General features: G+C 71.3%; 24 protein-coding genes. 14 read left to right on the forward strand and 10 right to left on the reverse strand.

Annotation, left to right across the window (positions count from 1 at the left end):
• Positions 1 to 135 precede the first annotated feature (135 nt).
• From ACFYZ8_RS28165 to ACFYZ8_RS28180, 4 genes are read left to right on the forward strand one after another with little or no spacing between them, the layout of a single operon-like run.
• Complete coding sequence (locus tag ACFYZ8_RS28165; RefSeq protein ID WP_272920813.1) at positions 136 to 264, forward strand: hypothetical protein; 129 nt, start codon at positions 136 to 138, stop codon at positions 262 to 264.
• The gene (locus tag ACFYZ8_RS28170) at positions 261 to 953 is read left to right on the forward strand and encodes a hypothetical protein (RefSeq protein WP_359029647.1); all 693 of its coding nucleotides are present in this window, start codon (positions 261 to 263) and stop codon (positions 951 to 953) included. Before ACFYZ8_RS28165 ends, ACFYZ8_RS28170 begins: the two co-directional genes overlap by 4 nt.
• Before the next feature lie 52 nt (positions 954 to 1,005).
• Positions 1,006 to 1,425: a phage holin family protein gene (locus ACFYZ8_RS28175; protein ID WP_359029648.1), complete on the forward strand. Its 420-nt coding sequence runs from the start codon at positions 1,006 to 1,008 to the stop codon at positions 1,423 to 1,425.
• A complete protein-coding gene (locus ACFYZ8_RS28180) occupies positions 1,422 to 1,958 on the forward strand; it encodes a DUF3618 domain-containing protein (RefSeq protein WP_388537875.1) in 537 nt (178 codons plus the stop codon). The genes ACFYZ8_RS28175 and ACFYZ8_RS28180 overlap by 4 nt, the downstream gene beginning before the upstream one ends.
• Positions 1,959 to 2,050: 92 nt before the next feature.
• On the opposite strand, the gene ACFYZ8_RS28185 is transcribed toward ACFYZ8_RS28180, so the two are convergent.
• Positions 2,051 to 3,028 carry a YihY/virulence factor BrkB family protein gene (locus ACFYZ8_RS28185; protein WP_359029650.1) on the reverse strand — a complete coding sequence of 326 codons (978 nt, stop codon included), beginning with the start codon at positions 3,026 to 3,028 and terminating at the stop codon, positions 2,051 to 2,053.
• A gap of 127 nt (positions 3,029 to 3,155) precedes the next feature.
• Here ACFYZ8_RS28185 and ACFYZ8_RS28190 point away from each other — a divergent pair, with 127 nt between their 5' ends.
• The 3 genes from ACFYZ8_RS28190 to ACFYZ8_RS28200 all read left to right on the forward strand — a co-directional run bounded on the left by ACFYZ8_RS28190 (position 3,156) and on the right by ACFYZ8_RS28200 (position 5,301).
• Positions 3,156 to 3,857 (forward strand): antibiotic biosynthesis monooxygenase, encoded by a 702-nt coding sequence (locus ACFYZ8_RS28190; protein WP_359029651.1) that lies wholly within the window; start codon positions 3,156 to 3,158, stop codon positions 3,855 to 3,857.
• A 91-nt stretch (positions 3,858 to 3,948) separates the two neighbouring features.
• Complete coding sequence (locus ACFYZ8_RS28195; protein ID WP_388537878.1) at positions 3,949 to 4,563, forward strand: ArsR/SmtB family transcription factor; 615 nt, start codon at positions 3,949 to 3,951, stop codon at positions 4,561 to 4,563.
• Positions 4,564 to 4,566: 3 nt separating this feature from the next.
• Complete coding sequence (locus ACFYZ8_RS28200; protein ID WP_359029653.1) at positions 4,567 to 5,301, forward strand: SRPBCC domain-containing protein; 735 nt, start codon at positions 4,567 to 4,569, stop codon at positions 5,299 to 5,301.
• 22 nt (positions 5,302 to 5,323) lie between these two features.
• On the opposite strand, the gene ACFYZ8_RS28205 is transcribed toward ACFYZ8_RS28200, so the two are convergent.
• Positions 5,324 to 7,147 (reverse strand): endonuclease/exonuclease/phosphatase family protein, encoded by a 1,824-nt coding sequence (locus ACFYZ8_RS28205; protein WP_359029654.1) that lies wholly within the window; start codon positions 7,145 to 7,147, stop codon positions 5,324 to 5,326.
• Positions 7,148 to 7,422: 275 nt separating this feature from the next.
• Between ACFYZ8_RS28205 and ACFYZ8_RS28210 the strand changes: the two genes are divergently transcribed.
• The 5 genes from ACFYZ8_RS28210 to ACFYZ8_RS28230 all read left to right on the forward strand — a co-directional run bounded on the left by ACFYZ8_RS28210 (position 7,423) and on the right by ACFYZ8_RS28230 (position 13,022).
• Complete coding sequence (locus ACFYZ8_RS28210; protein ID WP_388537881.1) at positions 7,423 to 8,847, forward strand: hypothetical protein; 1,425 nt, start codon at positions 7,423 to 7,425, stop codon at positions 8,845 to 8,847.
• A gap of 208 nt (positions 8,848 to 9,055) precedes the next feature.
• Positions 9,056 to 10,498 (forward strand): alkaline phosphatase PhoX, encoded by a 1,443-nt coding sequence (locus ACFYZ8_RS28215; protein WP_359029656.1) that lies wholly within the window; start codon positions 9,056 to 9,058, stop codon positions 10,496 to 10,498.
• A 189-nt stretch (positions 10,499 to 10,687) separates the two neighbouring features.
• Positions 10,688 to 11,335 (forward strand): GntR family transcriptional regulator, encoded by a 648-nt coding sequence (locus ACFYZ8_RS28220; protein WP_388537883.1) that lies wholly within the window; start codon positions 10,688 to 10,690, stop codon positions 11,333 to 11,335.
• Positions 11,336 to 11,375: 40 nt separating this feature from the next.
• Positions 11,376 to 12,392, forward strand: coding sequence for a 1-aminocyclopropane-1-carboxylate deaminase (locus ACFYZ8_RS28225; protein ID WP_388537885.1), 1,017 nt, complete (start codon positions 11,376 to 11,378; stop codon positions 12,390 to 12,392).
• Between the two features lie 66 nt (positions 12,393 to 12,458).
• Positions 12,459 to 13,022 carry a helix-turn-helix domain-containing protein gene (locus tag ACFYZ8_RS28230; protein ID WP_359029659.1) on the forward strand — a complete coding sequence of 188 codons (564 nt, stop codon included), beginning with the start codon at positions 12,459 to 12,461 and terminating at the stop codon, positions 13,020 to 13,022.
• A gap of 94 nt (positions 13,023 to 13,116) precedes the next feature.
• Here the strand turns inward: ACFYZ8_RS28230 and ACFYZ8_RS28235 are convergent, their stop codons facing one another.
• From ACFYZ8_RS28235 to ACFYZ8_RS28265, 7 genes are all read right to left on the reverse strand, one after another.
• Complete coding sequence (locus tag ACFYZ8_RS28235; protein WP_388538089.1) at positions 13,117 to 14,358, reverse strand: TerD family protein; 1,242 nt, start codon at positions 14,356 to 14,358, stop codon at positions 13,117 to 13,119.
• 59 nt (positions 14,359 to 14,417) lie between these two features.
• Positions 14,418 to 15,407 (reverse strand): zinc-dependent alcohol dehydrogenase family protein, encoded by a 990-nt coding sequence (locus ACFYZ8_RS28240; RefSeq protein WP_388537887.1) that lies wholly within the window; start codon positions 15,405 to 15,407, stop codon positions 14,418 to 14,420.
• Complete coding sequence (locus ACFYZ8_RS28245; RefSeq protein ID WP_388537889.1) at positions 15,404 to 16,264, reverse strand: carbohydrate ABC transporter permease; 861 nt, start codon at positions 16,262 to 16,264, stop codon at positions 15,404 to 15,406. Before ACFYZ8_RS28245 ends, ACFYZ8_RS28240 begins: the two co-directional genes overlap by 4 nt.
• A complete protein-coding gene (locus ACFYZ8_RS28250; RefSeq protein ID WP_388537891.1) occupies positions 16,261 to 17,199 on the reverse strand; it encodes a carbohydrate ABC transporter permease in 939 nt (312 codons plus the stop codon). Before ACFYZ8_RS28250 ends, ACFYZ8_RS28245 begins: the two co-directional genes overlap by 4 nt.
• Positions 17,196 to 18,569: an ABC transporter substrate-binding protein gene (locus ACFYZ8_RS28255; RefSeq protein WP_388537893.1), complete on the reverse strand. Its 1,374-nt coding sequence runs from the start codon at positions 18,567 to 18,569 to the stop codon at positions 17,196 to 17,198. The genes ACFYZ8_RS28250 and ACFYZ8_RS28255 overlap by 4 nt, the downstream gene beginning before the upstream one ends.
• A gap of 78 nt (positions 18,570 to 18,647) precedes the next feature.
• A complete protein-coding gene (locus ACFYZ8_RS28260; protein ID WP_359029665.1) occupies positions 18,648 to 19,415 on the reverse strand; it encodes a DeoR/GlpR family DNA-binding transcription regulator in 768 nt (255 codons plus the stop codon).
• Between the two features lie 304 nt (positions 19,416 to 19,719).
• A complete protein-coding gene (locus tag ACFYZ8_RS28265; RefSeq protein WP_359029666.1) occupies positions 19,720 to 20,529 on the reverse strand; it encodes an NAD(P)-dependent oxidoreductase in 810 nt (269 codons plus the stop codon).
• A gap of 161 nt (positions 20,530 to 20,690) precedes the next feature.
• Here ACFYZ8_RS28265 and ACFYZ8_RS28270 point away from each other — a divergent pair, with 161 nt between their 5' ends.
• Positions 20,691 to 21,635 carry a 5-dehydro-4-deoxyglucarate dehydratase gene (locus tag ACFYZ8_RS28270; RefSeq protein ID WP_388537896.1) on the forward strand — a complete coding sequence of 315 codons (945 nt, stop codon included), beginning with the start codon at positions 20,691 to 20,693 and terminating at the stop codon, positions 21,633 to 21,635.
• Entirely contained in the window at positions 21,632 to 22,792 is a 1,161-nt protein-coding gene (locus ACFYZ8_RS28275) for a hypothetical protein (RefSeq protein ID WP_388537898.1), read from the forward strand. The genes ACFYZ8_RS28270 and ACFYZ8_RS28275 overlap by 4 nt, the downstream gene beginning before the upstream one ends.
• Here ACFYZ8_RS28275 and ACFYZ8_RS28280 read toward each other — a convergent pair.
• The gene (locus ACFYZ8_RS28280) at positions 22,729 to 24,108 is read right to left on the reverse strand and encodes an MFS transporter (RefSeq protein WP_388537900.1); all 1,380 of its coding nucleotides are present in this window, start codon (positions 24,106 to 24,108) and stop codon (positions 22,729 to 22,731) included. The genes ACFYZ8_RS28275 and ACFYZ8_RS28280 overlap by 64 nt on opposite strands.
• Positions 24,109 to 24,112 lie beyond the last annotated feature (4 nt).

Consider the following 24,112-nt stretch of genomic DNA (forward strand, 5'->3'; position numbering starts at 1 on the left):
CCACCGTGAAGCTCCACTTAATTCTTCTACGGTGCATCGGTAAGTGATGCTGCGAGAAGATGCCATGTATCCAAATCGGGCCCATATGGGTCACCATGGTCGGGACGGTGCACGACCCCTGGTCCTGGAGGCGTCATGAAGCTCGGCAAGGCACTCGCCACCGGAGTCGCGGAAGAGCGGCCGGAGATCCACGAGGAAGAGCTCGAGCTCCCCGAGGAGATCAAGGAGCTGAAGGTCCCCGAAGAGGTTCCGGCGGCCCGATGAGACTGCGGCTTCCGGAGGAACGCCCGACGGAGCCGCCGACCGGATACAAGATCGCCCACCCGGTGCTGTCCCAGGACGGCACCCGGGCCGGGTTCACCGGTGTGTCGCTCGGCGGCGCGCTGCCGTACGGCGTCCTGGCCGACGCGTCCTGTGTCTACGGCCTGCGGCACCGGGCGCCGAACCGCCGCTGCGACTGCGGCTTCCACTGCGTGCACGACCGCGCGGCCGCCGAGGCGCTGCTGTGCACGGCCGAGCACCGCACGGCCGTCCTCCTCGACGTCCTGGTCCTCGGCCGCTACCTCCGCTTCGAGCTCGGCTTCCGCTACGCCCGCCAGCGGGTGCGGACCGCCACGGTCGGCCCCTGTGCCTGCGGCGCGGTCGCGGCGGCCCTCGCCGACGCCGGCTGGGGCCGGCCCGGCTGGCGCGCCCTGGCCCCCTCCTGCGCGGACTGCCTGCGCGGACGTACGGCCCTCTCGCTCGCCGGGTTCGCCCGGCTGGCCGGGGAGGGGCTGCGGGTGGTGGCACGGCCGGCCACCGTGCTCGCGCAGGGTGATCCGCTTCTGCCCGAGGAGGTCGGGGTGCCCGAACTCGCCGCCGAGGCGGCCCTGTTGCAGGCCCGGCTCGACTGGTTCCAGAGCCAGCTGGCCCGGCTCGGGCAGCGCGGACCGGACGGCGGTCCGCAGGGGTAGTGGACGCCGGGTCGGGTACCCGGGTGTTCCGACCGAGAGGAGGCGGAACACCGTGACCGGAACCACGGCCCCCAGGCCGGCGCACGACGAACATCATTCGGTGGGCGAACTCGTCGGACAGGCCACCGAACAGGTCTCCCTGCTGGTGCGGCAGGAAGTCGCCCTCGCGAAGGAGGAGCTGGCCGAGAAGGGCCGCCGGGCCGGAAAAGGCGGCGGGCTGCTCGGTGCCGCCGGCGCCTTCGCCTACGCGGGACTGCTCGCCCTGGCCGGAACGGCCACCGCCGCTCTCTCGCTGGTGCTGTCGGTGTGGGTCTCGGCGCTGATCGTGACGGCTGTGCTGTTCGTGATCGCGGGGGTGCTCGCCGCCATGGGCCGCGCCCAGCTGCGCCGTGCCACACCCCCGACGCCCGAGGAGGCCCTCGGCAGCGTCAAGGCGGACGTCGAGGAGATCAAGGAGAGGGCGCACCGATGACGGACAGGACGAGCGGCGAGCCTACGGCGACGGGGGCCAAGGGGCCCGATGAGCTGCGCCGCCAGATCGAACGGACCCGCAGTGAACTCGGCGACACGGTAGAGGAGTTGGCAGGCAAGATGGACGTCAAGGGTCGCGCGCGGGCTCGTGCGGCAGACCTCAGGGACAAGGCGGGCGCGATGACCGTGCAGCTGCGCAGCAGCGCCGCGCAGGCCGGCCACACCGTGCACGACAAGGCCACCCAGGCCGGCCACACCGTGCACGACAAGGCCACCCAGGCCGGCCACGTGGTCCAGGACCGGGCGGTGCGGACCGGTCATCAGGTCCAGGACCGGACCCAGCGGGCGGGCCGGCTCACCCAGGGCAAGGCCTCGCAGACGAGTGCCGCGCTGGAGCGCAGGGCGGAGCACAGCGTGCCCCAGCCGGCCCGGCCCCTGGTCCTGGCGGCGATACGGCATCCGCGGCCGGTGCTGATCGTCGGCGCGGCCCTGGCGGCGGTGATCGTCGTGTCGTGGCGGTACCCGAAGAAGTAGGCCGCGGCACTCCGAAGACCGGAGGGGGCGGCACCCGGAACCACCGGGTGCCGCCCACATCCGTGCGTGCGGTCCGCCCGCCGCGGGGCGCGTCACTTCCCCCGTGACACCCGCGCCCGCAGCCTCGGCGGCCACTTCCGCGTGTCCCGGGGCTCCACATACGGCTCCTCCGTCGGCTCGGCCGCACCGGAGGCGATCGCGCGCTCCCGGGCCAGCTCCGCGTCGAACTCCAGGCCAAGCAGGATCGCCAGGTTCGTCAGCCAGACCCACACCAGGAAGACGATGGCGCCGGCGAGGGTGCCGTAGGTCTTGTTGTACGAACCGAAGTTGGCGGCGTAGAGCGCGAAGCCCGCGGAGGCCGCGAGCCAGACCAGGGTGGCGAGGACACTGCCCGGGGAGATCCAACGGAAGCCGTGCACACGGACGTTGGGGGCGGCCCAGTACAGCAGCGCGATCATCAGGACGACCAGGAGCAGCAGCACCGGCCACTTGGCCACGTCCCAGAGCGCGATCGCCGCGTGGCCGAACCCCACGGCCCGGCCCGCCCGTTCGGCCAGCGGGCCGGTGAACACCACGATCAGCGCGCTCGCCGCCAGCATCAGCATCAACGTCATGGTCAGCGCGATCCGCAGCGGGGTCAGCTTCCACACCGGGCGCCCCTCGGGAAGGTCGTACACCGCGTTGGACGTACGGATGAACGCGGCGACGTACCCGGACGCCGACCACAGCGCGGCGAGCAGTCCCAGGACCGCCAGCACACTGCCCGTGCCGCCGCTGTCGCCGAGCTGGACCACCGCGTCCCGCAGGATGTCCCGGGCCGGGCCCGGCGCGAGGTCCCCGATGTTGTCCAGGATCTTGTCCGTGGCGCGCTGCCCCACCACGCCCAGCAGGGAGACCATCACCAGCAGGGCGGGGAACAGCGACAGAACGCCGTAGTACGTCAACGCCGCCGCGCGGTCGGCCAGTTCGTCGTCCAGCAACTCCTTCGCCGTGCGCCGCAGCGCCGCGCGCCAGGACCGCGCGGGCAACTTGGAGGGGCTGTGCGGCTGTTCCTCGGCCTGCTCGTCCATGCCGTGGCGGGTCTCCCGAAACCATCTCCCGAATCGCCTCCCGAACAGCCGACTTGACCTGAATCGAGGTTGAGGTTGAAGGGTGGGCGGCGCACACACCGAGCTGCGATCCGAGGAGGTCCCGCGTATGACCCGCCGTACCGACATCCATCCCGACCTCACCCGCCCCGGGGTGGGCGCGTCCCTCTTCAGCACCTGGCGGGTCGGCAACCCGCTGCGGCAGCGGCAGACCGTCGAGGCCATCGCCGGCGCCTGGGAACGCCGGCCGTGGCCCGCCGGCGGACTCCTCGGCTACCACGTCTACACCAGCCACGACACCGCGAGCCTCCTGCACTACTCGCAGTGGACCGACGAGCAGGCCTACGAGGCCTTCGCGCGCACCCAGCGCCTGGAGCGGGTCGACGAGATCGACACCGCCGTCCCGGGCATCGAGCGGGTGGGGCTCGGCCGCTACCGGCACTACCGCAGCGCCGTCCGGGACGGTGACCAGCGGATTCCGGGCTGCATAGTGATCGTCGACATCGAGTTCGAGGGGCCCGACCCCGACCGGCAGCGCGTCTGGGTGGACGCCGTCATCGAGGCGCTGGAGAGCGAGCCGAACCCGCACCCCGGCGGTATCGGTGCCCACTTCCACCTCAGCACCGACGGCACCCGCGTCCTCAACTACGCCGAGTGGGAGAGCGCCCAGGCCCACCTCGACGCGCTCGCCGCGCCGGGGGACGGGATCGGCTCGGCCTCGGACCGCTGGGAGCGGGTGCAGACCTGGCCGGGGCTGAAGAGCAGTGTGGTCAGCCGGTACGACCACGCGCTGGGCCTGCTGCCCGGATAGGGCGGCCTCGGACAGAGGCGCTTCCGGCGGGGGCGCTTCCGACAACTCTGCTCGTCTGGACAAAAAAAGTTTTCGGTGAGACGGTGGATCCATGCTGGACGTCACCGTGATCGAGGACCCCGAGGCCGCAGCCGTCTCCCTGGACCCCATAAGGGCGAGGCTGCTCGCCGAGCTGGCGGCCGGCCCCGCGTCGGCCGCCATGCTGGCCGGCAAGGTCGGGCTGCCCCGGCAGAAGGTGAACTACCACCTGAAGGCGCTGGAGCGGCACGGCCTGGTCGAGCTCGCGGGGGAGCGCCGCAAGGGCAATGTCACCGAGCGGCTGATGCGGGCGACCGCGGCGTCGTACGTGATCTCGCCGCTCGCCCTCGCCGCCGTACAGCCCGACCCGGACCGCTTCCGCGACCAGCTCTCCGCGCGCTGGCTGCTCGCGCTCGGGGCCCGACTGGTGCGGGATGTCGGTCAGTTGATCACCGGTGCGGCCAAGGCCCGCAAGCGGCTGGCGACTTATGCGCTGGACGGCGAGGTGTGTTTCGCCTCGGCCGCCGAACGGGCCGCGTTCATCCAGGAGTTGACGGCGGGGATCACCGCGCTGATCCGCAAGTACGACGCCCCGGACGCCGAGGGCGGACGGGATCACCGGATCGTCGTGGCGGTCCATCCCACGCTCAAGCAGAGCGAGCCCACCGAACAGAGCGAGTTGGAGTAGATCATGTCCAAAGAGTTCGAGATCGCCCGCGAGTTCGAGGTCGACGCCACACCGGAGCAGGTGTGGGAGGCGATCACCACCGGGACCGGCGGCTATCTGTGGCCGATGGAGCCGCCCGAGCCCCGCGTCGGCGGCACCGGCCCCTTCGGGTCCAAGGTCACCGCCTGGGACCCGCCGCACCGCTACACCAACCGCGTCGAGGACGTCGACGGCATCAACGAGCAGACCCTCAACCAGCTCGACTACACCGTCGAGCCCCGCGACGAGGGCCGGCGGGCCTGGGTGCGGTACGTCCACAGCGGGATCTTCGTCGACGACTGGGACAACCAGTACGACGGCGCCGCCAAGCACACCGACTTCTATCTGCACACCCTGCGCGAGTACCTCACCCACTTCGCGCCCCGCCCGGCCGCCTTCGCCACCTTCGACGGACCCGAGGCGTCCAAGGCGCCGGACGCCCTCACCGTCGTGGGACGGGCGCTCGGGGTCGGCGAGGAGGTGGCCGCGGGCACCCGGCTGACGGTCCACGGGCCGGACACCTTCGAGGCCGTGGTCGACTTCCGCAACCCGTACTTCATCGGCCTGCGCACCGACCGGGGCCTCACCCGGATCTTCGGGCGCAACCACTGGGGCCACCCGGTCGGCATCTCCCTGCACGACTTCGCCCCCGACTCCGACATCAAGGAGTGCGAGGGCGAGTGGCAGGCCTGGCTGAACGGGGTGTTCAACCAGGCCTGACCGGGCGGGAGTCCAGCGGGTGCTACGGCTTGAAGCGCAGCACCTGCGGGTCGTGGTCGCTGATCTGGTCGTTGAACTCCGAGTTGATGTGCACGCTGTCGTACTCGAAGTCGCAGCCGCGCCGGATCGACGGGCTCACCAGGATCTGGTCCAGGACCTGCTGGTTGCCCTGGTAGTCGTAGGTGTAACGCTCGCTCTTCGGCAGCGACTTGATCGCCGACCAGAGCTCGCCGTCGCCCTCCAGGATCTTCGCGGTGTCGGAGAACTCGAAGTCGTTGATGTCGCCGAGGGCGATGACGTCCGCGTTCTTCTGGACGTCGAGGATGCTCTTGACGAACGCGTTCACCAGCGTCGCCTGCGCGTGGCGCTGGACCTCCGAGCTGCGCGGCACCGGCTGGGTCGCCGAGGTCAGACCGTAGTCGCCACCCTTGGAGTTGAGGTGGTTGGCGATCAGGAAGACCGTGCGGCCACGGAAGACGAACTCGCCGGCCAGCGGCTTGCGGCTGGACTTCCAGGCGTCGTTCGCGGGGTCGATCCGGCCGGGGGAGGCCGTCAGCTGGGCCTTGCCGTGCACCTTGGTGACACCGACGGCGGTCGTCGAGTCGCCGCCCGCGCGGTCGACGAAGGAGACCCGCTCCGGGTTGAACAGGAACACCTGGCGGATGTTGCCGCCGGGCTCGCCGCCGTCCTGGTCGTTGACCGGGTCGATCGAGCGCCAGTCGTACTTCGGGCCGCCCGCCGCCACGATCGCGTCGATCAGCTTGTTCACCGTCACGTCGGCCGCGACCGTACCGTCGTCCTTCGCGCCGTTGTTGTCCTGGATCTCCTCCAGGGACACGATGTCGGGCGACTTGAGGTTGTTCACGATCGCGGAGGCGTGCTCCTCGAAGGTGGCGTCGGTCGGGTCGAGGTTCTCGACGTTGTACGTCGCGACCGCGAGCTCGCCGTTCCGCTGCTTCTGCGTGGTCTCCCGCTGGAGACCGGCGCTCTCCAGCGTGCCGATCTGACCCGCGACCAGGGTGTAGCCGCCGAACTGGTTGTAGTCCAGCGGGCCCGCGGTGGTGCCGGTGAGGACGTCACCGACGTTCGCGACCGGGAAGGCGGAGGTCGAGCCCAGCGACTGGATCTGGAGCCGGCCGGTGTTCTGCGAGCTGTAGGAGCCGTAGAGCGTGCCGCCGCGCTCGGTGGCGTTCTCGCGCGGCTTCACCGTCACCCACAGCTCGGTGTACGGGTCCGTCGCGCCGACCACGCGAACGTCCTTGACCTGGACGTTCATGCCCTCCAGGGACTCGTAGTAGTCCAGGGCGTACTTCTTCGGCTGGAGGGTCAGGCCGTTGATCGAGTTGCCCGCGGCCGGGTCGCCCTCCGGGGCGTACGCGGCGGGCACCGACCTCGCGTCGACCACGGTGGCCGCCGGGACCGCGTTGCCACTGGAGACGACGGTGACCGTCGGCTTGGTGATCTCGGTCACCGACTGGTTCCCGCTGGACGTGCCGCCCGGGACGTACTCCGAGACCGTGCCGGTGACCGTGACGGCGTCACCGACGGCGACCTTCGGGGCGGAGCTGGTGAAGACGAACACGCCCTCACTGGTGGCCGGGTCGGCATCGGGGTTCGGATCCTGGATCCAGAACCCCTTGGAGGAGCCGTAGGTGCGCACACCGGTGACGATTCCGGCCACATCCGTGACCTTCTGACCGGCGTACGGGGATATCCGGGTCGCGCCCTGGATGTCATGGATGCTGACGGCGGCCGCGTGCGCGGGCGACACGAGGACGACGGTGGAGGCCGCGGACAGGGCGGCGACGGTGAGCGCGGCGAGACGCGCGGACTTCTTGCTCGGCAACGGGATCCCTCCGGGGACGAACGTAGGCGCCGGGACGAGGGTGACGTGGAACGGTGGGAGCCGCGACCTGTGGGGCGGTTGCGACGCGCGTAGAAAATACAGTGAACAGATGTCCGGCGGATTTCTACGCGCGTCAATCTCCTGCCTGGTCAGTCCAGTTGTCAAGGTTTCAGCCATGGACGGGAGCGGTCGGGGAGATGAACCGGGCGGCATGGGTCCATATCCGTCTACGCTGAGCGGCTGAGTGGCACGACGCGTCCGAGGAGAACCAGCCGATGTCAGACAGCTCCCCCCTGCCGCCGGTGCGGCTGCACCCCGAAGCGGAGCTGGCGCGGGCCGCCCTGTCCACCCCGCTGCTCGCCCGGGCCGCCCGGCTCGCCCGCTGGGCAGGCGAGGACACGCGGGTCGACGCCGGGGGCGGACTCGTCGAGGAGCAGCTGCCCGCGGCCGCCGCGCACCTCGGACTGACCGGGGACGAGGCGGCGGCCCACGCGAGCGAGGCATGGCGGGTCGCCGTCGACACCGGGCTCGTCGAGATCACCGACGAGGAGGAGGGCACGGTGGTCACGGGCGAGGACCTGGCGCTGCTGTCCGGGTCCCCGCAGGACGTGCTCGGCGTGTGGACGACGGCTCTGGAGACCGCGCTGGCCGACGCGAGCGTGCCGGATCTGGACGATCTGGTCGACGCCCTGGACGAGAGCGGGGAGGTCGACTTCGCCTCCCTGGACTGGGACCCGGAAGCCGAGCAGGAGTTCCTCGACGGGGTGCTCGGCAACCTCTACCTGCTCACGGTGAGCGCGGACGGCCCCGGCGACGGGCCCGTGCCGCTGCCCGCCCTCGCCGCCTCGATGATCGTGCCCAGCGACATGGGCGAGCCCACCAACGACGTCCTGGAGCAGGTGTCCGACGCGATGATGCGGCTGGACGACCAGTTCCGGATCCTGGAGCCGGTGGGGCTCGTCGAGTACCAGCCCGTCGACGAGGCGCTGATGGCCGACGCCGACGAGGAGCCCGCCGCGCCCGTCGACGACACCGACGTCTCCCGGTACGGCATGGTGCGGCTGACCCCGCTCGGGCTGTACGGACTGCGCTCACGGCTGCTGGAGGCGGGCATCCCGGCGCCGGCCGTCGGCGACCTCGCCGACAAGGGGGCGGACGCGCTCCTGGACGGCACCGCCGGGTTCCCGCCCGCGGCCGCCCAGGCCGAGACCGAGCAGTGGCTGGACCGGCGTGAACCTCTCGCGGCGGCACGGGAGTTGCTGGCGGCGGCCCGGGGGAGCGACACGGGGGCGCCGCTGCGGAGGCTGCGGTGCCAGCAGGCCCTGTCGTTGGTCGGCACGGTCGCCGAGCCCGCGCTGCGGGACGTCCTCGACGATGCCGAGCTGGGCGGGCTGGCCCGGGTCTGGCTGGCCGAGCGGGGGTTCGGGGATGTGCCCGCGCCGTCCCAGGACATGGTGTTCTGGCTGACCGTCGACACGATTGCCGCGCAGCTCGCCGCGGAGGGGAACTCCGAGGAACTCCAGGCGCTGGTGGAGGGGCTGGCCCAGCAGCACAGCGGGTTCTTCGCGGCGGCCTGGAAGGTCGACCATCCCGCCACGGCGGATGTGCTGGAGGCGATGGGGCGGCTGCACCCCGACAAGAAGGTGGCCAAGGAGGCCCGGAAGGCGGCGTTCAAGGCGCGGTCGCAGCAGGGGGGTTGAGGTTGTGTCGCGGGTGCGGGTGAGTGGGGGCTGGTCGCGCGTTCCCCGCGCCCCTGAAAGAGGCTCTTTTCTCGCCCTTTGTTGATTCATGGAACCGGGTGCACTGAAGTCTCCTGGCGTTCAACCGGTGTTCAGATGTGGGCGGGAGCGTAGCGCCGACCCGAGGTCCCCCACCCTCCACGGCATACCCACCGTCTCAGGAGACACCATGTCGCTCACCCGCAGGGACTTTGCCGCGAAATCCGCGATCACCGGGGCCGGAGTCGCGCTGGCTGGCACGGTCGGCGCTCTCGCCACCGCCCCCAACGCGCTCGCGGCCACCGACGTCGAGAGCGCGGACGCGCAGACTGCGGGCGCCCACGGCGGCGTCGGCTACGGCCCCCTGATCGCCGACCCCGAGGGCCTGCTCGCGCTGCCCGCCGGATTCACGTACGAGGTCATCACCTACAGCGGCAAGACCAAGCTGGAGTCGGGTGAGTTCACCCCGTCCAACCACGACGGTACGGCCACCTTCTGTGGCCCCCGCGGTGCGACCCTCCTGGTCAACAACCACGAGCTCAAGGGCCCGCGGGCCAACTGGCCCCACCCCGTGCCGCTCACCGAGGGCCTCGTCTACGACCCCGCCGCCTCCGGTGGCTGCACGGTCGTCGAGGTCCGCCACGGGCATGTCGCCGAGTGGGTCGGCATCGCCGGCACCTCCACCAACTGCGCGGGCGGCACCACCCCTTGGGGCACCTGGCTCACCGGCGAGGAGACCGAGGACAAGGCCGGCCAGAACGGCATGACCAAGGACCACGGCTACATCTTCGAGGTCGACCCCGAGGACCGCCGCGCCAACCGCGACCCCAAGCCCGTCAAGGCGTTCGGCCGGTACGCCCACGAGGCGGTCGTCATCGACCCCAAGCGCGGCCACGCCTACCTGACCGAGGACGCTTCCGGCCCCAACGGCCTGCTCTTCCGCTGGACCCCGCCGGCGGGCTTCCACCACGGCCGCGGCAAGCTGCGCACCCTCGCCGACGACGCGGGGGTCCTGCAGGCCTTCAAGTGCTTCGACTCCGGCGGCAAGTTCGTCGACGACCTCTCGCGCGCCACGAAGATCGGCACGGTGTACGGCGTCGACTGGGTCGACGTGCCCGACCGCGACGCCAGGACGGTCTCCGTCCGCAAGCAGTTCACCGACGGCCAGGTCACCCGCGCCCGCAAGCTGGAGGGCATGTGGTGGGGCGACGGCGGCGCGTACATCGTCTCCTCGTACGCCCGTGAGGAGAGCCCCGTCCAGCACGACGGCCAGGTCTGGTTCTACGACCCCAAGCGCCGCACCCTCACGCTGAAGGTCCTCCTCGGCGTGAACCCGGACCCCTCCAAGGACGGCGCCTTCGACGGCCCCGACAACATCACCGTCTCCCCGTACGGCGGCCTCGTCATCGCCGAGGACGGCGAGGGCGTCCAGCACCTGTTCGGCGCCACCGAGAGCGGCCGCACCTACCCCATCGCCCGCAACGAGCTGAACATCGGCACCGAAGAGAAGCCCGAATACAGCGAGTTCACCGGCGTCACCTTCTCGCCCGACGGAAAGACGCTGTACGCCAACATCCAGACGCCGGGAATCATGCTGGCGATCACGGGGCCCTGGAAGCGCCAGCGTCGCTAGAACACAGGATCACTCGTGCAGGCAAGAGGCGGAGGCACGTCGTGGGGGAGCCCACGCCGTGTCTCCGACTTCCTCCGGCGGAAGCAGCTTCGGGAGGCTGTCTGCCGCCCGTAGGCATCGTTCTGACTGCAGTGTCCTGACACAGACCCCACTTGTCTGCCCGCCGACTAATATCTAACATTTCAGTTCATGGAAGCCATCCGGCCGCTCGGTCGCACCCTCCTCCGCGACCGCGCCTACGCCTCCATCCGGGACGCCATCGTGGCCGGGGAGATCGAGCCCGGGGCGGTGGTGCGGGACGCGGATCTCGCCGAGCGGCTCGGGCTGTCGCGGGCGCCCGTGCGGGAGGCCTTCGCCCGGCTGGTCGACGAGGGGCTGCTGGAGAGCAAGCCGCAGAGCTACACCCGGGTGACCCAGGTCGTGGCCGCCGAGGTGCGGGACGCCGCCGCCGTGGTCGGGGCCATGCATGAACTGGTCACCCGGGTCGCCGTGCCACGGCTGTTCGCCGCCGACGTCGAGACGATGCGCGCGGCCAACGAACGGTTCGCCGCCGCCGTCACCGCCGGTGACGTGGACGAGGCCCTGCGCGCCGACGACGAACTCCACGACGTCCTCGTCCGCGTCAGCGGCAACCGCGCGGCGGCCGCCACGACGGCCCGCTACACCCCCCTGATCCGCCGCCTGGAGCGCCGGCGCTTCGGCGAGGGCGGCACCTGCCGTTCCGCGGGCCTGCACGACCGGCTGATCGAGGCCTGCGCGGCCGGTGACGTGGACGGCGCGGTCCGGGTCACGGCGGAGATCTGGCGAGGGCTGGCCGAACTCGCCGACAGCGACTGATCCCTCCCCGGAGGGCCCCATCCCGTCACAGGAGGACCCCATGCCCCTCGCGTCCTACGACCGTTACCCCCTCCTCTTCGGACCGTCCCCCGTCCACCGCCTGGAGCGCCTCACCGCGCACCTCGGCGGTGCCGCCCTGTGGGCCAAGCGCGAGGACTGCAACTCCGGGATCGCGTACGGCGGCAACAAGACCCGCAAGCTGGAGTACCTGGTCGCCGACGCGCTCGCGAAGGGCTGCGACACCCTCGTCTCGATCGGCGGCGTCCAGTCCAACCACACCCGCCAGGTCGCCGCCTGCGCCGCCCGGGCCGGGCTCAAGTGCGTGCTGGTCCAGGAGAGTTGGGTGGACTGGCCGGACGCCGTCTACGACAAGGTCGGCAACATCCTGATCAGCCGGCTCGCCGGGGCGGACGTGCGCCTCGTGAAGGCCGGGTTCGGGATCGGGTTCAAGGAGAGCTGGGAGCAGGCCCTCAGGGACGTCGAGGAGGCGGGCGGCAAGCCGTACGCCATCCCCGCCGGCGCCTCCGACCACCCGCTCGGCGGTCTCGGCTTCGCCGCCTGGGCCTACGAAGTCGCGGACCAGGAACGGGAGTTGGGGGTCTTCTTCGACACCGTCGTGGTCTGCTCGGTGACCGGGTCCACCCAGGCCGGCATGGTCGCCGGTTTCCGGGCGCTGGAGGAGGCGGGCGGGCGGCCCCGGCGCGTCCTCGGCATCGACGCCTCCGCCAAGCCCGTCACCACCCGGGAACAGATCGCGCGGATCGCCCACAGCACCGGGCAACTCATCGGCGTACAGAAGGAGTTGACCGAGGAGGACGTGGAGCTGGACGAGCGGTACCACGCGGGTGTCTACGGCATCCCCGACGCGACCACGCTGGAGGCGATGCGCCTCGCCGCCCGCACCGAGGGGATGGTCACCGACCCCGTGTACGAGGGCAAGTCCATGGCCGGGATGATCGACCTCGTCCGGCGCGGAGAGATCGGCGCCGACTCCACGGTCCTCTACGCCCACCTCGGCGGGCAGCCGGCGCTCAACGGGTACAGCGCGCTCTTCTGACCGGATTGCCCTCTTTGCCGTTCGATAGCATGCGGCGAGAGTCTCCGGTTCGCGAGGAGTATGTGGATGGCGCAGGTCAGGCCCATGCGCGCGGACGCCCGGCGCAACTATGAGCGGCTGCTCAAGGTGGCCGCGGAGGCGTTCGCCGAGCGCGGGGAGGGTGCGTCGCTCGACGACATCGCCAAGCGGGCGGGTGTGGGGTCCGGGACGCTCTACCGGCACTTCCCGACCCGGCAGGCCCTGCTGGAGGCGGCGTACCTGGACCGCGTCGAGGGGTTCGCACGACGGGCCGACGAACTCGCGCGGGAGCTGCCGCCGGGGCAGGCGCTGGGGGAGTGGCTGTACGAGCTGTGCGTCGGGACGATCGAGGTGCGCGGGCTGAGGACGCTGCTGGGGTCCGCGATGGCGGACGGGAGTGCGGTGCTCACGGTGTGCGGGACGCATGTGCGGGGGGCCGCGACGCGGTTGGTGTCGGCGGCGCAGGAGGAAGGCTCACTGCGCCGGGATGTCGAGCCGATCGAGCTGCTTCGGCTGGCGCACGGGGTGGCGGGGGCGGCGGAGCTGGGTGACGGCGGGGGCGAGTCCATCCGGCGGTATCTGACGTTGCTCACGGAAGGACTGCGGGCCTAGTCGGACCGGACCCGCGGCTGAGCCGCCCCAGGGGCGCGGGGAACTGCGCGACCAGCCCCCGCTCAGCCGCGGACGGACCACTACCCGGCGCCGCTCAAAGGGCCTGCGCCGCCGGTTTCACCATCCCCCGTACCGTGCGGGACTTCACGAAGTCGCCGATCGCCGTCATCTCCCACTCGCCGGAGAACTGCTTGATCAGCTTGGCCATCATCACGCCCGTCTGCGCCTCCGCGTTCGTGAGGTCGAAGCGGACCAGTTCCTCGCCGCTCGCCGCGTCGATGAGCCGGCAGTACGCCTTGGCGACCTCGGTGAACTTCTGGCCGGAGAAGGAGTTGACCGTGAAGACGAGACCGGTGACCTCCTGGGGGAGCCGGCCGAGGTCCACGACGATCACCTCGTCGTCACCGCCGCCCTCACCCGTGAGGTTGTCGCCGGAGTGCTTGATGGCGCCGCCGACGATGGACAGCTTGCCGAAATAGCAGCTGTCGATGTGGTTGCGCTGCGGACCGTAGGCGATGACCGACGCGTCGAGGTCGATGTCCTTGCCGCGGTAGGCCGGCTCCCAGCCGAGGCCCATCTTGACCTGGGAGAGCAGGGGGCGGCCGCCCTTGACCAGGGAGACGGTCTGGTTCTTCTGGAGGCTGACCCGGCCCTTGTCGAGGTTGATCTTCCCGGCGCCGGGAGCGGGAGCGGGCGGAGCCGGGGGAGCGGCGGGTGCCGGCGGTGCGGCGATCCGCGGGTCCACGGCCGGGGCGGGCGGGGCCACCGGGGTCTGCACGGTCGGCGCGGGCGGGGCGGGCGGCGGAGTCACCGGCTGCGGCGGGGCCACGGGGGCCGGGGCCGGTTCGTCCACGGAGACGCCGAAGTCGGTCGCGATGCCCGCCAGCCCGTTGGCGTACCCCTGTCCGACCGCGCGGGCCTTCCAGGCGCCGTTGCGCAGGTAGATCTCCACGACCACCAGCGCCGTCTCGGTGCCGAGCTGCGGCGGTGTGAAGGTGGCCAGCACGCTGTTGTCGTCCGCGCCCCGGATCGTGGCCGTCGGTTCGATGCCCTGGAAGGTCTGGCCCGCGGCGTCCGGGCTCGCGGTGACGACGATCTTCTCGATGCCCGGGGGCAGGGCGGCGGTGTCGACGCTGATCGCGTCCGGTGCCGTACCGCCGCCCGACCGGTAGGTGACCCCCGGCCCCGTCGGCTGGTTGTAGAAGATGAAGTCGTCGTCGGAGCGCACCTTGCCGTCGGCGGTGAGCAGCAGGCCCGATACGTCGAGCCGCACCGGAGCGGAGACGTCCACCGTCACACGGGTGACGGGGAGGGGGATGTTCGAGCCGGGGGTCATAGCTGTCATGCCCGGTGAACGAGCGACGCCGCTTTACCGTTCCCTTAATCTTCCGCCCTTCACGGCACCACCACGATCTTGCGTCCCACCCCGGCCGCGAACTGCTCCAGCGCCTCGGGATAGCGGTCCAGGGGGAGCCGGTCGCTGATGAAGATCCCGGGGTCCAGGACGCCGTTCGCGAAGAGTTCCGCCGCCCGTTCGAAGCTGTGCAGGACGGCCATGGAGCCCGTGATGGTGATCTCCTGGTTGTAGATCCGGTACGGGTCGATCGTCACCCGCGTCGCGTAGTCGGCCACCCCGAACTGGAGGAAGGTGCCGGCCTTGGCCACCCGGTCCAGGCCGTCCTGGATCGCCGTCGCGTTGCCCGTCGCGTCGATGACCAGGTCCCAGCCCTGCGGGCGGTCCAGCTCGTCCGGGTTCGCGGCGGAGGCCGAGACGCCGAGCTTGCGGGCCGTCTCCAGACGGGACGGGTTCACGTCGACCACGTCCACGCTCGCCGCGCCGGTCCGCTTGGCCAGCTCCAGCATCATCAGGCCCATCGTCCCCGAGCCGTAGATCAGGACATGGGCACCCAGGCGGGACCGCAGGACGTCGTAGCCCCGGACCGCGCAGGACAACGGCTCCACCAGTGCCGCGTCCTGCGTACGGACGTGTTCGGGCAGCCGTACGCAATTGGCCACCGGCGCGACGGCGAACTGCGCCGCGCCGCCCGCCGTCGTCACGCCGATCGCGGCCCAGCGTTCGCAGAGGTTGTTGTGGCCGGTACGGCAGTAACGGCACTCGTGGCAGTAGAGCGAGGGGTCCACGGCCACCCGGTCGCCGACCGCCAGCTCGGTGACCCGGGTGCCGACCCCGACCACCGCGCCCGCGAACTCGTGGCCCGGCACGATCGGCAGCTCGGGGGCGAACTCGCCCTGGAGGATGTGCAGGTCGGTGCCGCACAGTCCGCAGGCGGCGACCTCGACGACGACCTCGCGCGGGCCCGGCGTCGGGTCCGGGACCTCGGCGACGACGGCACGGCCCACGGACTCGATGACGGCGGCCTTCATTTCACGGCTCCAAGGGACAGGCCCTGGACCAGTTTGTCCTGGGCGGCGAACCCCGCGGCGAGCACCGGCAGGGAGATGACGAGCGACGCGGCGCACACCTTCGCCAGGAACAGGCCCTGGCTGGTGATGAAGCCGGTCAGGAAGACGGGGGCGGTCTCGGCCACGACGCCGGTGAGCACCCTCGCGAACAGCAGTTCGTTCCAGCTGAAGATGAAGCAGATCAGGGCTGTCGCCGCGATGCCGGGCAGGGCGATGGGGGCGACCACGCGCGCGAGGACGGTCGGGAGGCGGGCCCCGTCCACGCGCGCGGCCTCGATCACCGCGACCGGGACCTCGGCGAGGAAGGACTGCATCATCCAGACGGCGATCGGCAGGTTCATCGACGTGTAGAGGATGACCAGCAGCCAGATGTTGTCGAGCATGTCCGTGTTCTTGGCGAACAGGTAGATGGGCAGCAGCCCCGCCACCACCGGCAGCATCTTCGTCGACAGGAAGAAGAACAGGACGTCCGTCCACTTCTTCACCGGGCGGATGGAGAGCGCGTACGCCGCCGGGAGGGCCAGCAGCAGGACGAAGAGGGTCGAGGCCAGCGAGGCGACCGTCGAGTTGATCAGCGCCGGCCAGGGGCTCGCGCCGCCGCCCGTGCCGAAGAACTCGCGGTAGCCGTCCAGGGTGAGGGCGGCGCCGAAGGAGGGCGGGTTGGTGGCCGCGTCCGTCTCCGAGTGGAAGGACGTCAGGGCCATCCACGCGATCGGCAGGAAGAACACGATCCCCAGCAGCCAGGCCACCAGGCCGAGGCCGAGTCCCTTGCGCGGTACAGCCCCTTTGCGCTTCACGGCAGTTGTGCTGATGCTCATGCCCGGCCCGCCTCCTCACGGAACAGGGACGACACCACGCGCAGGGCGAAGGTCGCGATGATGATCGAACCGATGACGACCAGGACGCCGGCCGCCGAGGCGAGGCCGTTCTCGTGGGCCTGGTAGAAGCTCTGGTAGACGGTGTAGGGCAGGTTGGCGGTCCCGAGGCCACCCGAGGTGAGGGTGAACACCGCGTCGAAGTTCTGGACGATGTAGATCGAGCCCAGCAGCGCGCCGAGTTCGAGGTACCTGCGCAGATGCGGGAGCGTCAGATGGCGGAATATCTGCCAGTCGCTCGCGCCGTCCACCCGCGCGGCCTCCATCTGCTGCTGGTCGCGGCTCTGGAGTCCGGCCAGCAGGATGAGCATCATGAACGGGGTCCACTGCCAGATGAGGGACGCCTCGACCGCGAGCAGCGGGGTGTTCGAGATCCAGTCGGGCTGTGGGCCGCCCACATAGTGCAACAACCCATTGAGCAAGCCATATTCAGGGTTGTAGAGCACGTGTTTCCAGAGCAGGGCCGCCGCCACCGGGACCACCAGGAAGGGGGCGATCAGCAGGGTGCGGACCACGCCCCGGCCCTTGAAGCGACGGTCGAGGAGCAGGGCCAGAAGCAGTCCGAGGACCAGGCTGACCAGGACGACCGTGACCGTCAGCAGGACCGTCGTCCACACCGAGTGGCGCAGGTCCGCGTCGGTGAGGACCTCCTGGTAGTTGTCGACGCCGGTGAAGTGACGGGCCTTGGGATAGAGGGAGTTCCAGTCGAAGAACGAGATCACCACCGTGGCCACGAACGGCAGCTGGGTGACCACGATCATGAAGACCAGGGCGGGGAGCAGCGGGCCGCGGGTGGCCCAGGCGCGCAGCCGGTTCGAGGGCTGCCGCGCGGTGCGTACGGTCGGAGCGGCCAGGGGGGCCGTGGTGGTCGCGGTCATCGTCCCTCGTACTCCTCGGAGATCTTCTCGGCGATCCGCTGGGACTTCTCCAGGGCCGACTCGACGGACTGGCGTCCGGCGATGGCCGCGCTGATCTCCTGGGAGACCCTGGTGCCGAGGTCGGTGAACTCGGGGATCCCGACGAACTGGATGCCGGGCGCGGGGCGCGGCTGCACACCCGGGTCGTTCGGCCGGGCCTGCTCGATGGCCTCCTTGGTCATCTCCTGGAAGGCGGCGGCCTCCTTGACGTAGGCGGGGTTGGTGTACGTCGAGGCGCGCTTGCCGGCCGGTACGTCGGACCAGCCGATCCGGTCGCCGACCAGCTGCTCGTACTGCTTGCCGGAGGCCCAGGAGACGAACTTCCAGGCCTTGTCGGGGTTGCGGGAGGCGTCCTGGATGCCCCAGGCCCAGGTGTAGAGCCAGCCGGAGGACTTCGTCTCCTCGACCGGGGCGGGGGCGTAGCCCACCTTGCCCTTGACCGGGGAGCCCTTCGCCTCCAGGGAACCGGCCGCGGAGGTGGCGTCGTACCACATGGCGACCTTGCCCTGGGTCATGTTGTTGAGGCACTCGGCGAAGCCGGACTGGGCGGCGCCGGACTCGCCGTGCTCGCGCACGAGGCCGACGTAGAACCTCGTCGCCTTCTCCCATTCCGGGGAGTCGAGCCGGGCCTTCCAGCTCTTGTCGAACCAGGTGCCGCCGAAGGTGTTCACGACCGTGGTGAGCGGGGCCATGACCTCGCCCCAGCCCGGCAGGCCGCGCAGACAGATGCCCTTCATGCCGGGCTCGGCCCCGTCGGCCCTCGCGGCCAGGTCGGCCACCTGCTGCCAGGTGGGGTGGGCCGGCATCGTCAGGCCCTTCTGCTCGAAGACGTCCTTGCGGTACATCAGGAAGGACGACTCGCCGTAGAAGGGCTGGCCGTAGAGCTTCCCGTCGTCGCCGGTCAGCGACTGGCGCATCGGCGCCAGGACGTCCTTCTCGTCGTACGACGGGTCCTTGGCGACGTACGTGTCCATCTCGTGCAGCCAGCCGTTGCGGGCGTAGATCGGTATCTCGTAGTTCGACAGGGTCGCCACGTCGTACTGGCCGGCCTGGTTGGCGAAGTCCTGGCTGATCTTGTCGCGGACGTCGTTCTCGGGCAGGACGGTGAAGTTGACCTTGATCCCGGTCTCCTTGGTGAAGTGGGCCCGGGTCAGCTTCTGCAGCTCGGTCATCTGCGGGTTGTTGACCATCAGGACGTTGATGGCGTCGCCGCCCGACCCGGCCCCGCCGGCTCCGACCCAGCAGCCGGAGAGCAGCGGGGCGAGCAGCGTCCCTGCGGCGGCCATGGCGAGCGTGGCTCGCGGAGGCCGTCGTCGGCTCTGGGTTCGCATGGATCGCTCCTGGACATAGAGGAATATAACGGGCGCCCTGGGGGCGTGGAAGTCCTACGGATCACGTCAGTCGGAGAGTCAGGCGCGGATGACCTGGGGCCCCAGCAGGGAGTACCGGTGGGCTTCGGAAGAGGGCAGCAGCGTGCTCGTCACGATCGCCTCCAGCGCGCCGATCTCCGCGAAGCGGCAGAAGCTGACCGCGCCGAACTTGGTGTGCACGCCCGCGAACACCGTGCGGCGCGCGGCCCGGATCGCCTGCGCCTTGACCTCGCTGACCGCGGGGTCGGGGGTGGTGAGGCCGTGTTCGCGGGAGATGCCGTTGGCGCCGATGTAGGCGAGGTCGAGGACGAAGCCGGCCAGCATCTTCGTCGTCCAGTGGTCGACGGTGGCGAGGGTGCCTGGACGGACCCGGCCGCCGAGCAGCAGGACGGAGGTGTTCTCGGCCTCGGCGAGGGCGCCGGCGACCGGCAGGGACGCGGTGACCACGGTCAGCGGCCGGTCCCGGGGCAGGGCCTCGGCGATGAGCTGCGGGGTGAAGCCCTCGTCGACGAAGACCGTCTCGGCGTCCCCGAGCAGCTCGGCCGCGGCGGCCGCGACCCGGCGCTTCTCGGGGACATGGCTGGTGGCCCGGAAGGCGAGCGTGGTCTCGAACCCGGCGCTCTCCACGGGGTAGGCGCCGCCGTGCGTGCGGCGGACCAGGCCGTGGTCCTCCAGGGCGCGGAGGTCTCTTCGTACGGTTTCCTTGGCGACGCCGAGTTGGGTGGCGAGGGTGTTGACGTCGACGGAGCCGGTGGAGCGGGCGGTGCGGACGATCTCCCGCTGGCGTTCTTCCGCGGTACTGGTCATTCGGTCACCGCCTTCTCTGCCGTGTTGCCCGTTCGGGCCGTCTGCAGGAAGTTGTACAGCGGGTGCGGGGTGGTGACCAGGTCTGTTGCGGGGGAGATCCTGTCCGTGTGTGCCCGTTCGGGCGGGCCGGGCCTACGGGGCTGGGGAGTGCGGTCGGATGGCGGCTGCGGGTCCGATGTGGCTGGTCGCGCAGTTCCCCGCGCCCCTGGGGGTGGCGCTTCGCGCCTACCTCAGAACCCGTTCTCGTGCCCGGAACGGCCGCGGGCGGGCCCGTTCGGTGCCCGCCTGCTGGTGTCGGGAGGTGTCAGTACGGCCAGATCGGCGGGTCCGTCACGAACTGGCCGCCCAGGTAGGCGTGGCCCTCGTTGCCGTCCTGGAGTTCGCCCTGTTCGGCGATCAGCTTCTCCGCGTACGGCTCGGAGTCGTCCTGCGGGTCGTAGCCGAGTGCCCGCGCGGTGGTGAGGTCCCACCACAGGCGGGTGTTGGCGGAGGAGCCGTAGACCACGGTGTGGCCGACCCGCTCGGCGGTCAGGGCCGCGTGGAAGAGACGGGCGCCGTCGGCCGGGCTCATCCACACCGAGAGCATGCGCACGCTGGTCGGCTCGGGGAAGCAGGAGCCGATGCGCACGGAGACGGTCTCCAGGCCGTGCTTGTCCCAGTAGAACTGCGCGAGGTCCTCGCCGAAGGACTTGGACAGGCCGTAGAAGGTGTCCGGGCGGCGCGGGGTGTCGATCGGGATCAGCGGGTCGTCGCCCTGCGGGCGCGGGGTGTAGCCGACGGCGTGGTTGGAGGAGGCGAAGACGATCCGTCCGACGCCCTCCGCGCGCGCGGCCTCGTAGAGGTTGTAGGTGCCCTCGATGTTCGCCTTGAGGATCTTCTCGAAGGGGGCTTCCAGGGAGATGCCCGCGAAGTGGACGACCGCGTCGACACCGCGCACGGCCTCGCGCACCGCGTCCTTGTCGGCGAGGTCGGCGACGAGCGCGTCCGGCTCGCCCTCGATGGGCCGCAGATCGAGCAGGCGCAGGTCGTAGCCGTAGGCCGGGAGGAGATCCCGCATCAGGGTGCCGAGCCCGCCGGCGGCGCCGGTGAGCAGGACGGTACGGGGAGCGGGCATCCGTGAGTCTCCTTGAACGGCCTCATGAGCACGGTATTCACATCCGTGGACAAGTTAGAGATCGTGTCTTGGCTTCGTCAAGGGTGGCGGGATGTGTGTTCATAAATATAAACTCTGATCAGTATTCTGCATGATTCTGCATGCCACTTTAGGGAGAGCCTGTGACGCCGTCCGCCGACCTCGCCCGCCGACTCGGCATCCCCAGCGGGCCGCTGTTCTTCCCCGTCACCGCCTACGGCCCCGACGGATCCCTCGACCTCGACGTGTATCGCGCGCACATACGCCGAGGCGTGGACGCGGGGGCCGCGGCGGTGTTCGCGTGCTGCGGCACCGGGGAGTTCCACGCGCTCACGCCCGAGGAGTTCGAGCGTTGCGTCCGGGCGGCCGTCGAGGAGACGGCGGGGCGGGTGCCGGTGGTGGCCGGTGCCGGATACGGCACCGCGCTCGCCGCACGGTACGCGCGGCTCGCCGAGGCGGCCGGGGCCGACGGACTGCTCGCCCTGCCGCCCTACCTCGTCGTCGCCGGACAGGAGGGGCTGCTGCGGCACTACCGCGAGGTGGCCGCCGCGACCGCGCTCCCGGTGATCGTCTACCAGCGCGACAACGCCGTCTTCACCCCGGGGACCGTCGTCGAACTGGCCCGCACCGAGGGGATCATCGGCCTCAAGGACGGCCTTGGCGACCTCGACCTGATGCAGCGGATCGTCAGCGCGGTACGCACCGAGGGCCCCGGCGACTTCCTCTACTTCAACGGACTGCCGACCGCCGAGCAGACCCAGCTCGCCTACCAGGCCATCGGCGTGCCCCTGTACTCCTCCGCCGTCTTCTGCTTCGCCCCCGAGATCGCCCTCGCCTTCCACCGCGCGCTCGTCGACGGCGACCGGGCCACGGCCGACCGGCTGCTCGACGGCTTCTACCGCCCCTTCGTCGAACTGCGCGCGCGTGGCCGCGGATACGCGGTCTCCCTGGTGAAGGCCGCGGTCCGGATGCGCGGTCTCGACGTGGGGGAGGTCCGCCCGCCGCTGCACGAGCCGGGCGGGGATCATGTGAAGCAGCTCGCGGAGATCATCGAGCGCGGATACGCGCTCCTGGAGGAGGCACAGTGAAGGCGTCGACGTTCGTATACCCCTGGGACGTCAACGGGGACCCGGAGGCCGCGGCCCGCATCGCCGGACTCGGCGTACAGCAGGCGACCCTCGCCTCCGCCTACCACTCCACGCGCGCGTTGACCCCCCGCCACCCGCGCCACCGGATCGTCACCGCCGAGCACGCGGCCGTGCTGTATCCGACGGACGCGCGCTGGGAAGGACGTGAGCTGCGGCCGTACGCCGCGGGCGACTGGGCCCCTGGTGACGCCTTCGGGGAGGCCGCGGCGGAACTCACCCGGGCCGGCCTCGAAGTGCACACCTGGGTCGTCCTCGCGCACAACTCCCGCATGGGTGCCGAACATCCGGACACCTCGGTCGTCAACGCCTACGGCGACCGCTACCCGTGGGCCCCGTGCATCGCACAGCCCGCCACGCGCGCGTACCTCGTCGACCTCGCCGCCGAGGCGGCGCTGCGCCCGGGAGCGGCCGGCACCGAACTGGAGTCCCTCGGCTGGTACGGCCTCCAGCACCTGCACGCCCACGACAAGACCGGCGGGGTGCCCCTCGGCGACGCCGGGATGTACCTCATGGCGCTCTGCTTCTGCGGGACGTGCCGCGAGGGGTACGGCGAACAGGGGCTGGACGCCGACGCGCTCGCCGCCGCCGTACGGGCCGCCCTGGAGCCGCTGTGGCAGGGCGCGCCGGACGACGGGGGCTGGGCCGGGGTCGAGAAGCTGCTCGGCGCCGGGACGGCGGCGGCCACGCGCGCGTGGCGCGACGAGACCGCCCGCACGCTCCAGGAGACGGCGGTCCGCGCGGTCCGCGCGGCCGCGCCCGAGGGCTTCCAGATCCTGCTCCACGCCGACCCCGTGACGTACCACGTCGGAGCCAACCCGGGCGTCGACGCCGAGCACATCCTGTCCGTGGCGGACGGTGTCGTCGTGCCCTGCGCGGGCGGACCGGACCTGCTCGCGCCCTTCGCCCGGGCCCGGAAGGACGCGGTGATCGCCGCCAACTTCCCCGTCGTCTCGCAGATGGGCGGCAGCCCCGGCACACTCGCGGCGGACGTGGCCCGCGCGCGGGAGTTCGGGGCGACCGAAATCCGGCTGTATCACGCCGGCCTGGCGTCGGACGGCGACCTGTCCGCGATCCGCGAGGGGCTCGCCGTCCTCTGACACAACGGCAGGGCCGTGGCGAGCCAGGCCACGCCCAGGACGGCCGACAGCGGTCGCTGGTCGACCAGTTCGACCAGGGCCGCGCCCGCCGCGAGACCGAGCACGTTCGGGGCGTACACGAGCGTCTGCGCCGTGGCGACGGTGCGGCCCAGCAGCGCGTCCGGGGTCTCGCGCTGCGCGGCGGTGAGCGCGGCGATCAGCACACAGGGCAGGCCCGCGCCGATGGCCGCGCTGCAGACCAGGGCGAGGGGGCCGGACGGGATCGCCCGCAGTCCCGCGGCCACGGCGGCCAGGGCGATGCCGTACGCGGCGAACCGGCGCTCGTCCAGCCGGCGCAGCGCGGGCCCGGAGACCAGCCCCACGGCCACGGAACCGGCGCCCTGCACGGCGTACAGCGCACCGGCGTACGCGGGGGAGTGACCGAGGCCGTCGATCACGGCGTAGAGCAGGGCGCCGTTGACCCCGGCACAGAGCATGGTGGTGCTGCCGGCCAGGACCAGGGGGCGGAGTATGGGGTGGGCCCATATGTGGCGGGTTCCGGTGCCGACGGGGGCGGGCCTGGAAGGCGTCGGTGTGCCACCGGGTGCTTTCGCCGCCCTTGTCGCGGCGCGCCTGAACAGCCTGCGCCCGGTGACGGCGGCACGCACGCGCCCCGGGGGCCCCGCCGCGGACGCCGGTCGCCCGGACGGTTCGTCCGCGCTGCCGCCGTCCGCCGTCGCCGAAACGAGGGCGTCCGGCCGGTTCTCGCGGACCCGCAGCCCGGTGTAGAGGAGCGCGGCCAGGGCGAAGGTCGTGGCGTCCAGGAGGGCCACGGCCGGTCCGCCGTAGAGGCCGTAGAGCCCTGCTCCCGCCGGCGGGGCCACCAATTTCATGCCCTCCGTGATCGCCAGCCGCAGTCCGTTGAAGTCACCGAGCAGGGACGGGGGGACGGCGCCGGCGACCAGGGCCGACTCCGCCGCGTCATGGACCACGCCCGTGGCGCCGTACACGAGAAGGACCGTGAGGAGGAGCCACACGCGGCCGGGCGTGTCCACGGCGAGGAGCGCCGGGAGGAGGGCCGCGAGCAGGAGGCTGCCGCCGATCAGCAGGGGTTTGCGGCGGACCCGGTCCGCCAGGGTGCCGAGCAGCGGGCCCGCCAGGGTCGGTGCCCACATCGCGAGCAGGCACAGCGCGGCCAGGCCGTTCGAGCCGGTGAGGTCCTTGACCCAGACGCCGGACACGAGCCACAGGGCCGAGGTGCCGAAGCCGGAGACGATCACTCCGGTGAGAAACAGCCTGGCGTTGCGGTCGCGCAGGACCGTCCATGTCTTCGTCATGCCT

Origin of the sequence: Streptomyces sp. NPDC001668 (assembly GCF_042893155.1) — a bacterium.
Taxonomy (GTDB): Bacteria; Actinomycetota; Actinomycetes; order Streptomycetales; family Streptomycetaceae; genus Streptomyces.

Coding starts and splice junctions, on each gene's coding strand:
- ACFYZ8_RS28165 (WP_272920813.1), top strand. CDS start 136: ATGAAGCTCGGCAAGGCACTCGCCACCGGAGTCGCGGAAGAGCGGCCG.
- ACFYZ8_RS28170 (WP_359029647.1), top strand. CDS start 261: ATGAGACTGCGGCTTCCGGAGGAACGCCCGACGGAGCCGCCGACCGGA.
- ACFYZ8_RS28180 (WP_388537875.1), top strand. CDS start 1,422: ATGACGGACAGGACGAGCGGCGAGCCTACGGCGACGGGGGCCAAGGGG.
- ACFYZ8_RS28185 (WP_359029650.1), bottom strand. CDS start 3,028: ATGGACGAGCAGGCCGAGGAACAGCCGCACAGCCCCTCCAAGTTGCCC.
- ACFYZ8_RS28190 (WP_359029651.1), top strand. CDS start 3,156: ATGACCCGCCGTACCGACATCCATCCCGACCTCACCCGCCCCGGGGTG.
- ACFYZ8_RS28195 (WP_388537878.1), top strand. CDS start 3,949: ATGCTGGACGTCACCGTGATCGAGGACCCCGAGGCCGCAGCCGTCTCC.
- ACFYZ8_RS28200 (WP_359029653.1), top strand. CDS start 4,567: ATGTCCAAAGAGTTCGAGATCGCCCGCGAGTTCGAGGTCGACGCCACA.
- ACFYZ8_RS28210 (WP_388537881.1), top strand. CDS start 7,423: ATGTCAGACAGCTCCCCCCTGCCGCCGGTGCGGCTGCACCCCGAAGCG.
- ACFYZ8_RS28215 (WP_359029656.1), top strand. CDS start 9,056: ATGTCGCTCACCCGCAGGGACTTTGCCGCGAAATCCGCGATCACCGGG.
- ACFYZ8_RS28220 (WP_388537883.1), top strand. CDS start 10,688: ATGGAAGCCATCCGGCCGCTCGGTCGCACCCTCCTCCGCGACCGCGCC.
- ACFYZ8_RS28225 (WP_388537885.1), top strand. CDS start 11,376: ATGCCCCTCGCGTCCTACGACCGTTACCCCCTCCTCTTCGGACCGTCC.
- ACFYZ8_RS28230 (WP_359029659.1), top strand. CDS start 12,459: ATGGCGCAGGTCAGGCCCATGCGCGCGGACGCCCGGCGCAACTATGAG.
- ACFYZ8_RS28235 (WP_388538089.1), bottom strand. CDS start 14,358: ATGACCCCCGGCTCGAACATCCCCCTCCCCGTCACCCGTGTGACGGTG.
- ACFYZ8_RS28240 (WP_388537887.1), bottom strand. CDS start 15,407: ATGAAGGCCGCCGTCATCGAGTCCGTGGGCCGTGCCGTCGTCGCCGAG.
- ACFYZ8_RS28245 (WP_388537889.1), bottom strand. CDS start 16,264: ATGAGCATCAGCACAACTGCCGTGAAGCGCAAAGGGGCTGTACCGCGC.
- ACFYZ8_RS28250 (WP_388537891.1), bottom strand. CDS start 17,199: ATGACCGCGACCACCACGGCCCCCCTGGCCGCTCCGACCGTACGCACC.
- ACFYZ8_RS28255 (WP_388537893.1), bottom strand. CDS start 18,569: ATGCGAACCCAGAGCCGACGACGGCCTCCGCGAGCCACGCTCGCCATG.
- ACFYZ8_RS28260 (WP_359029665.1), bottom strand. CDS start 19,415: ATGACCAGTACCGCGGAAGAACGCCAGCGGGAGATCGTCCGCACCGCC.
- ACFYZ8_RS28265 (WP_359029666.1), bottom strand. CDS start 20,529: ATGCCCGCTCCCCGTACCGTCCTGCTCACCGGCGCCGCCGGCGGGCTC.
- ACFYZ8_RS28280 (WP_388537900.1), bottom strand. CDS start 24,108: ATGACGAAGACATGGACGGTCCTGCGCGACCGCAACGCCAGGCTGTTT.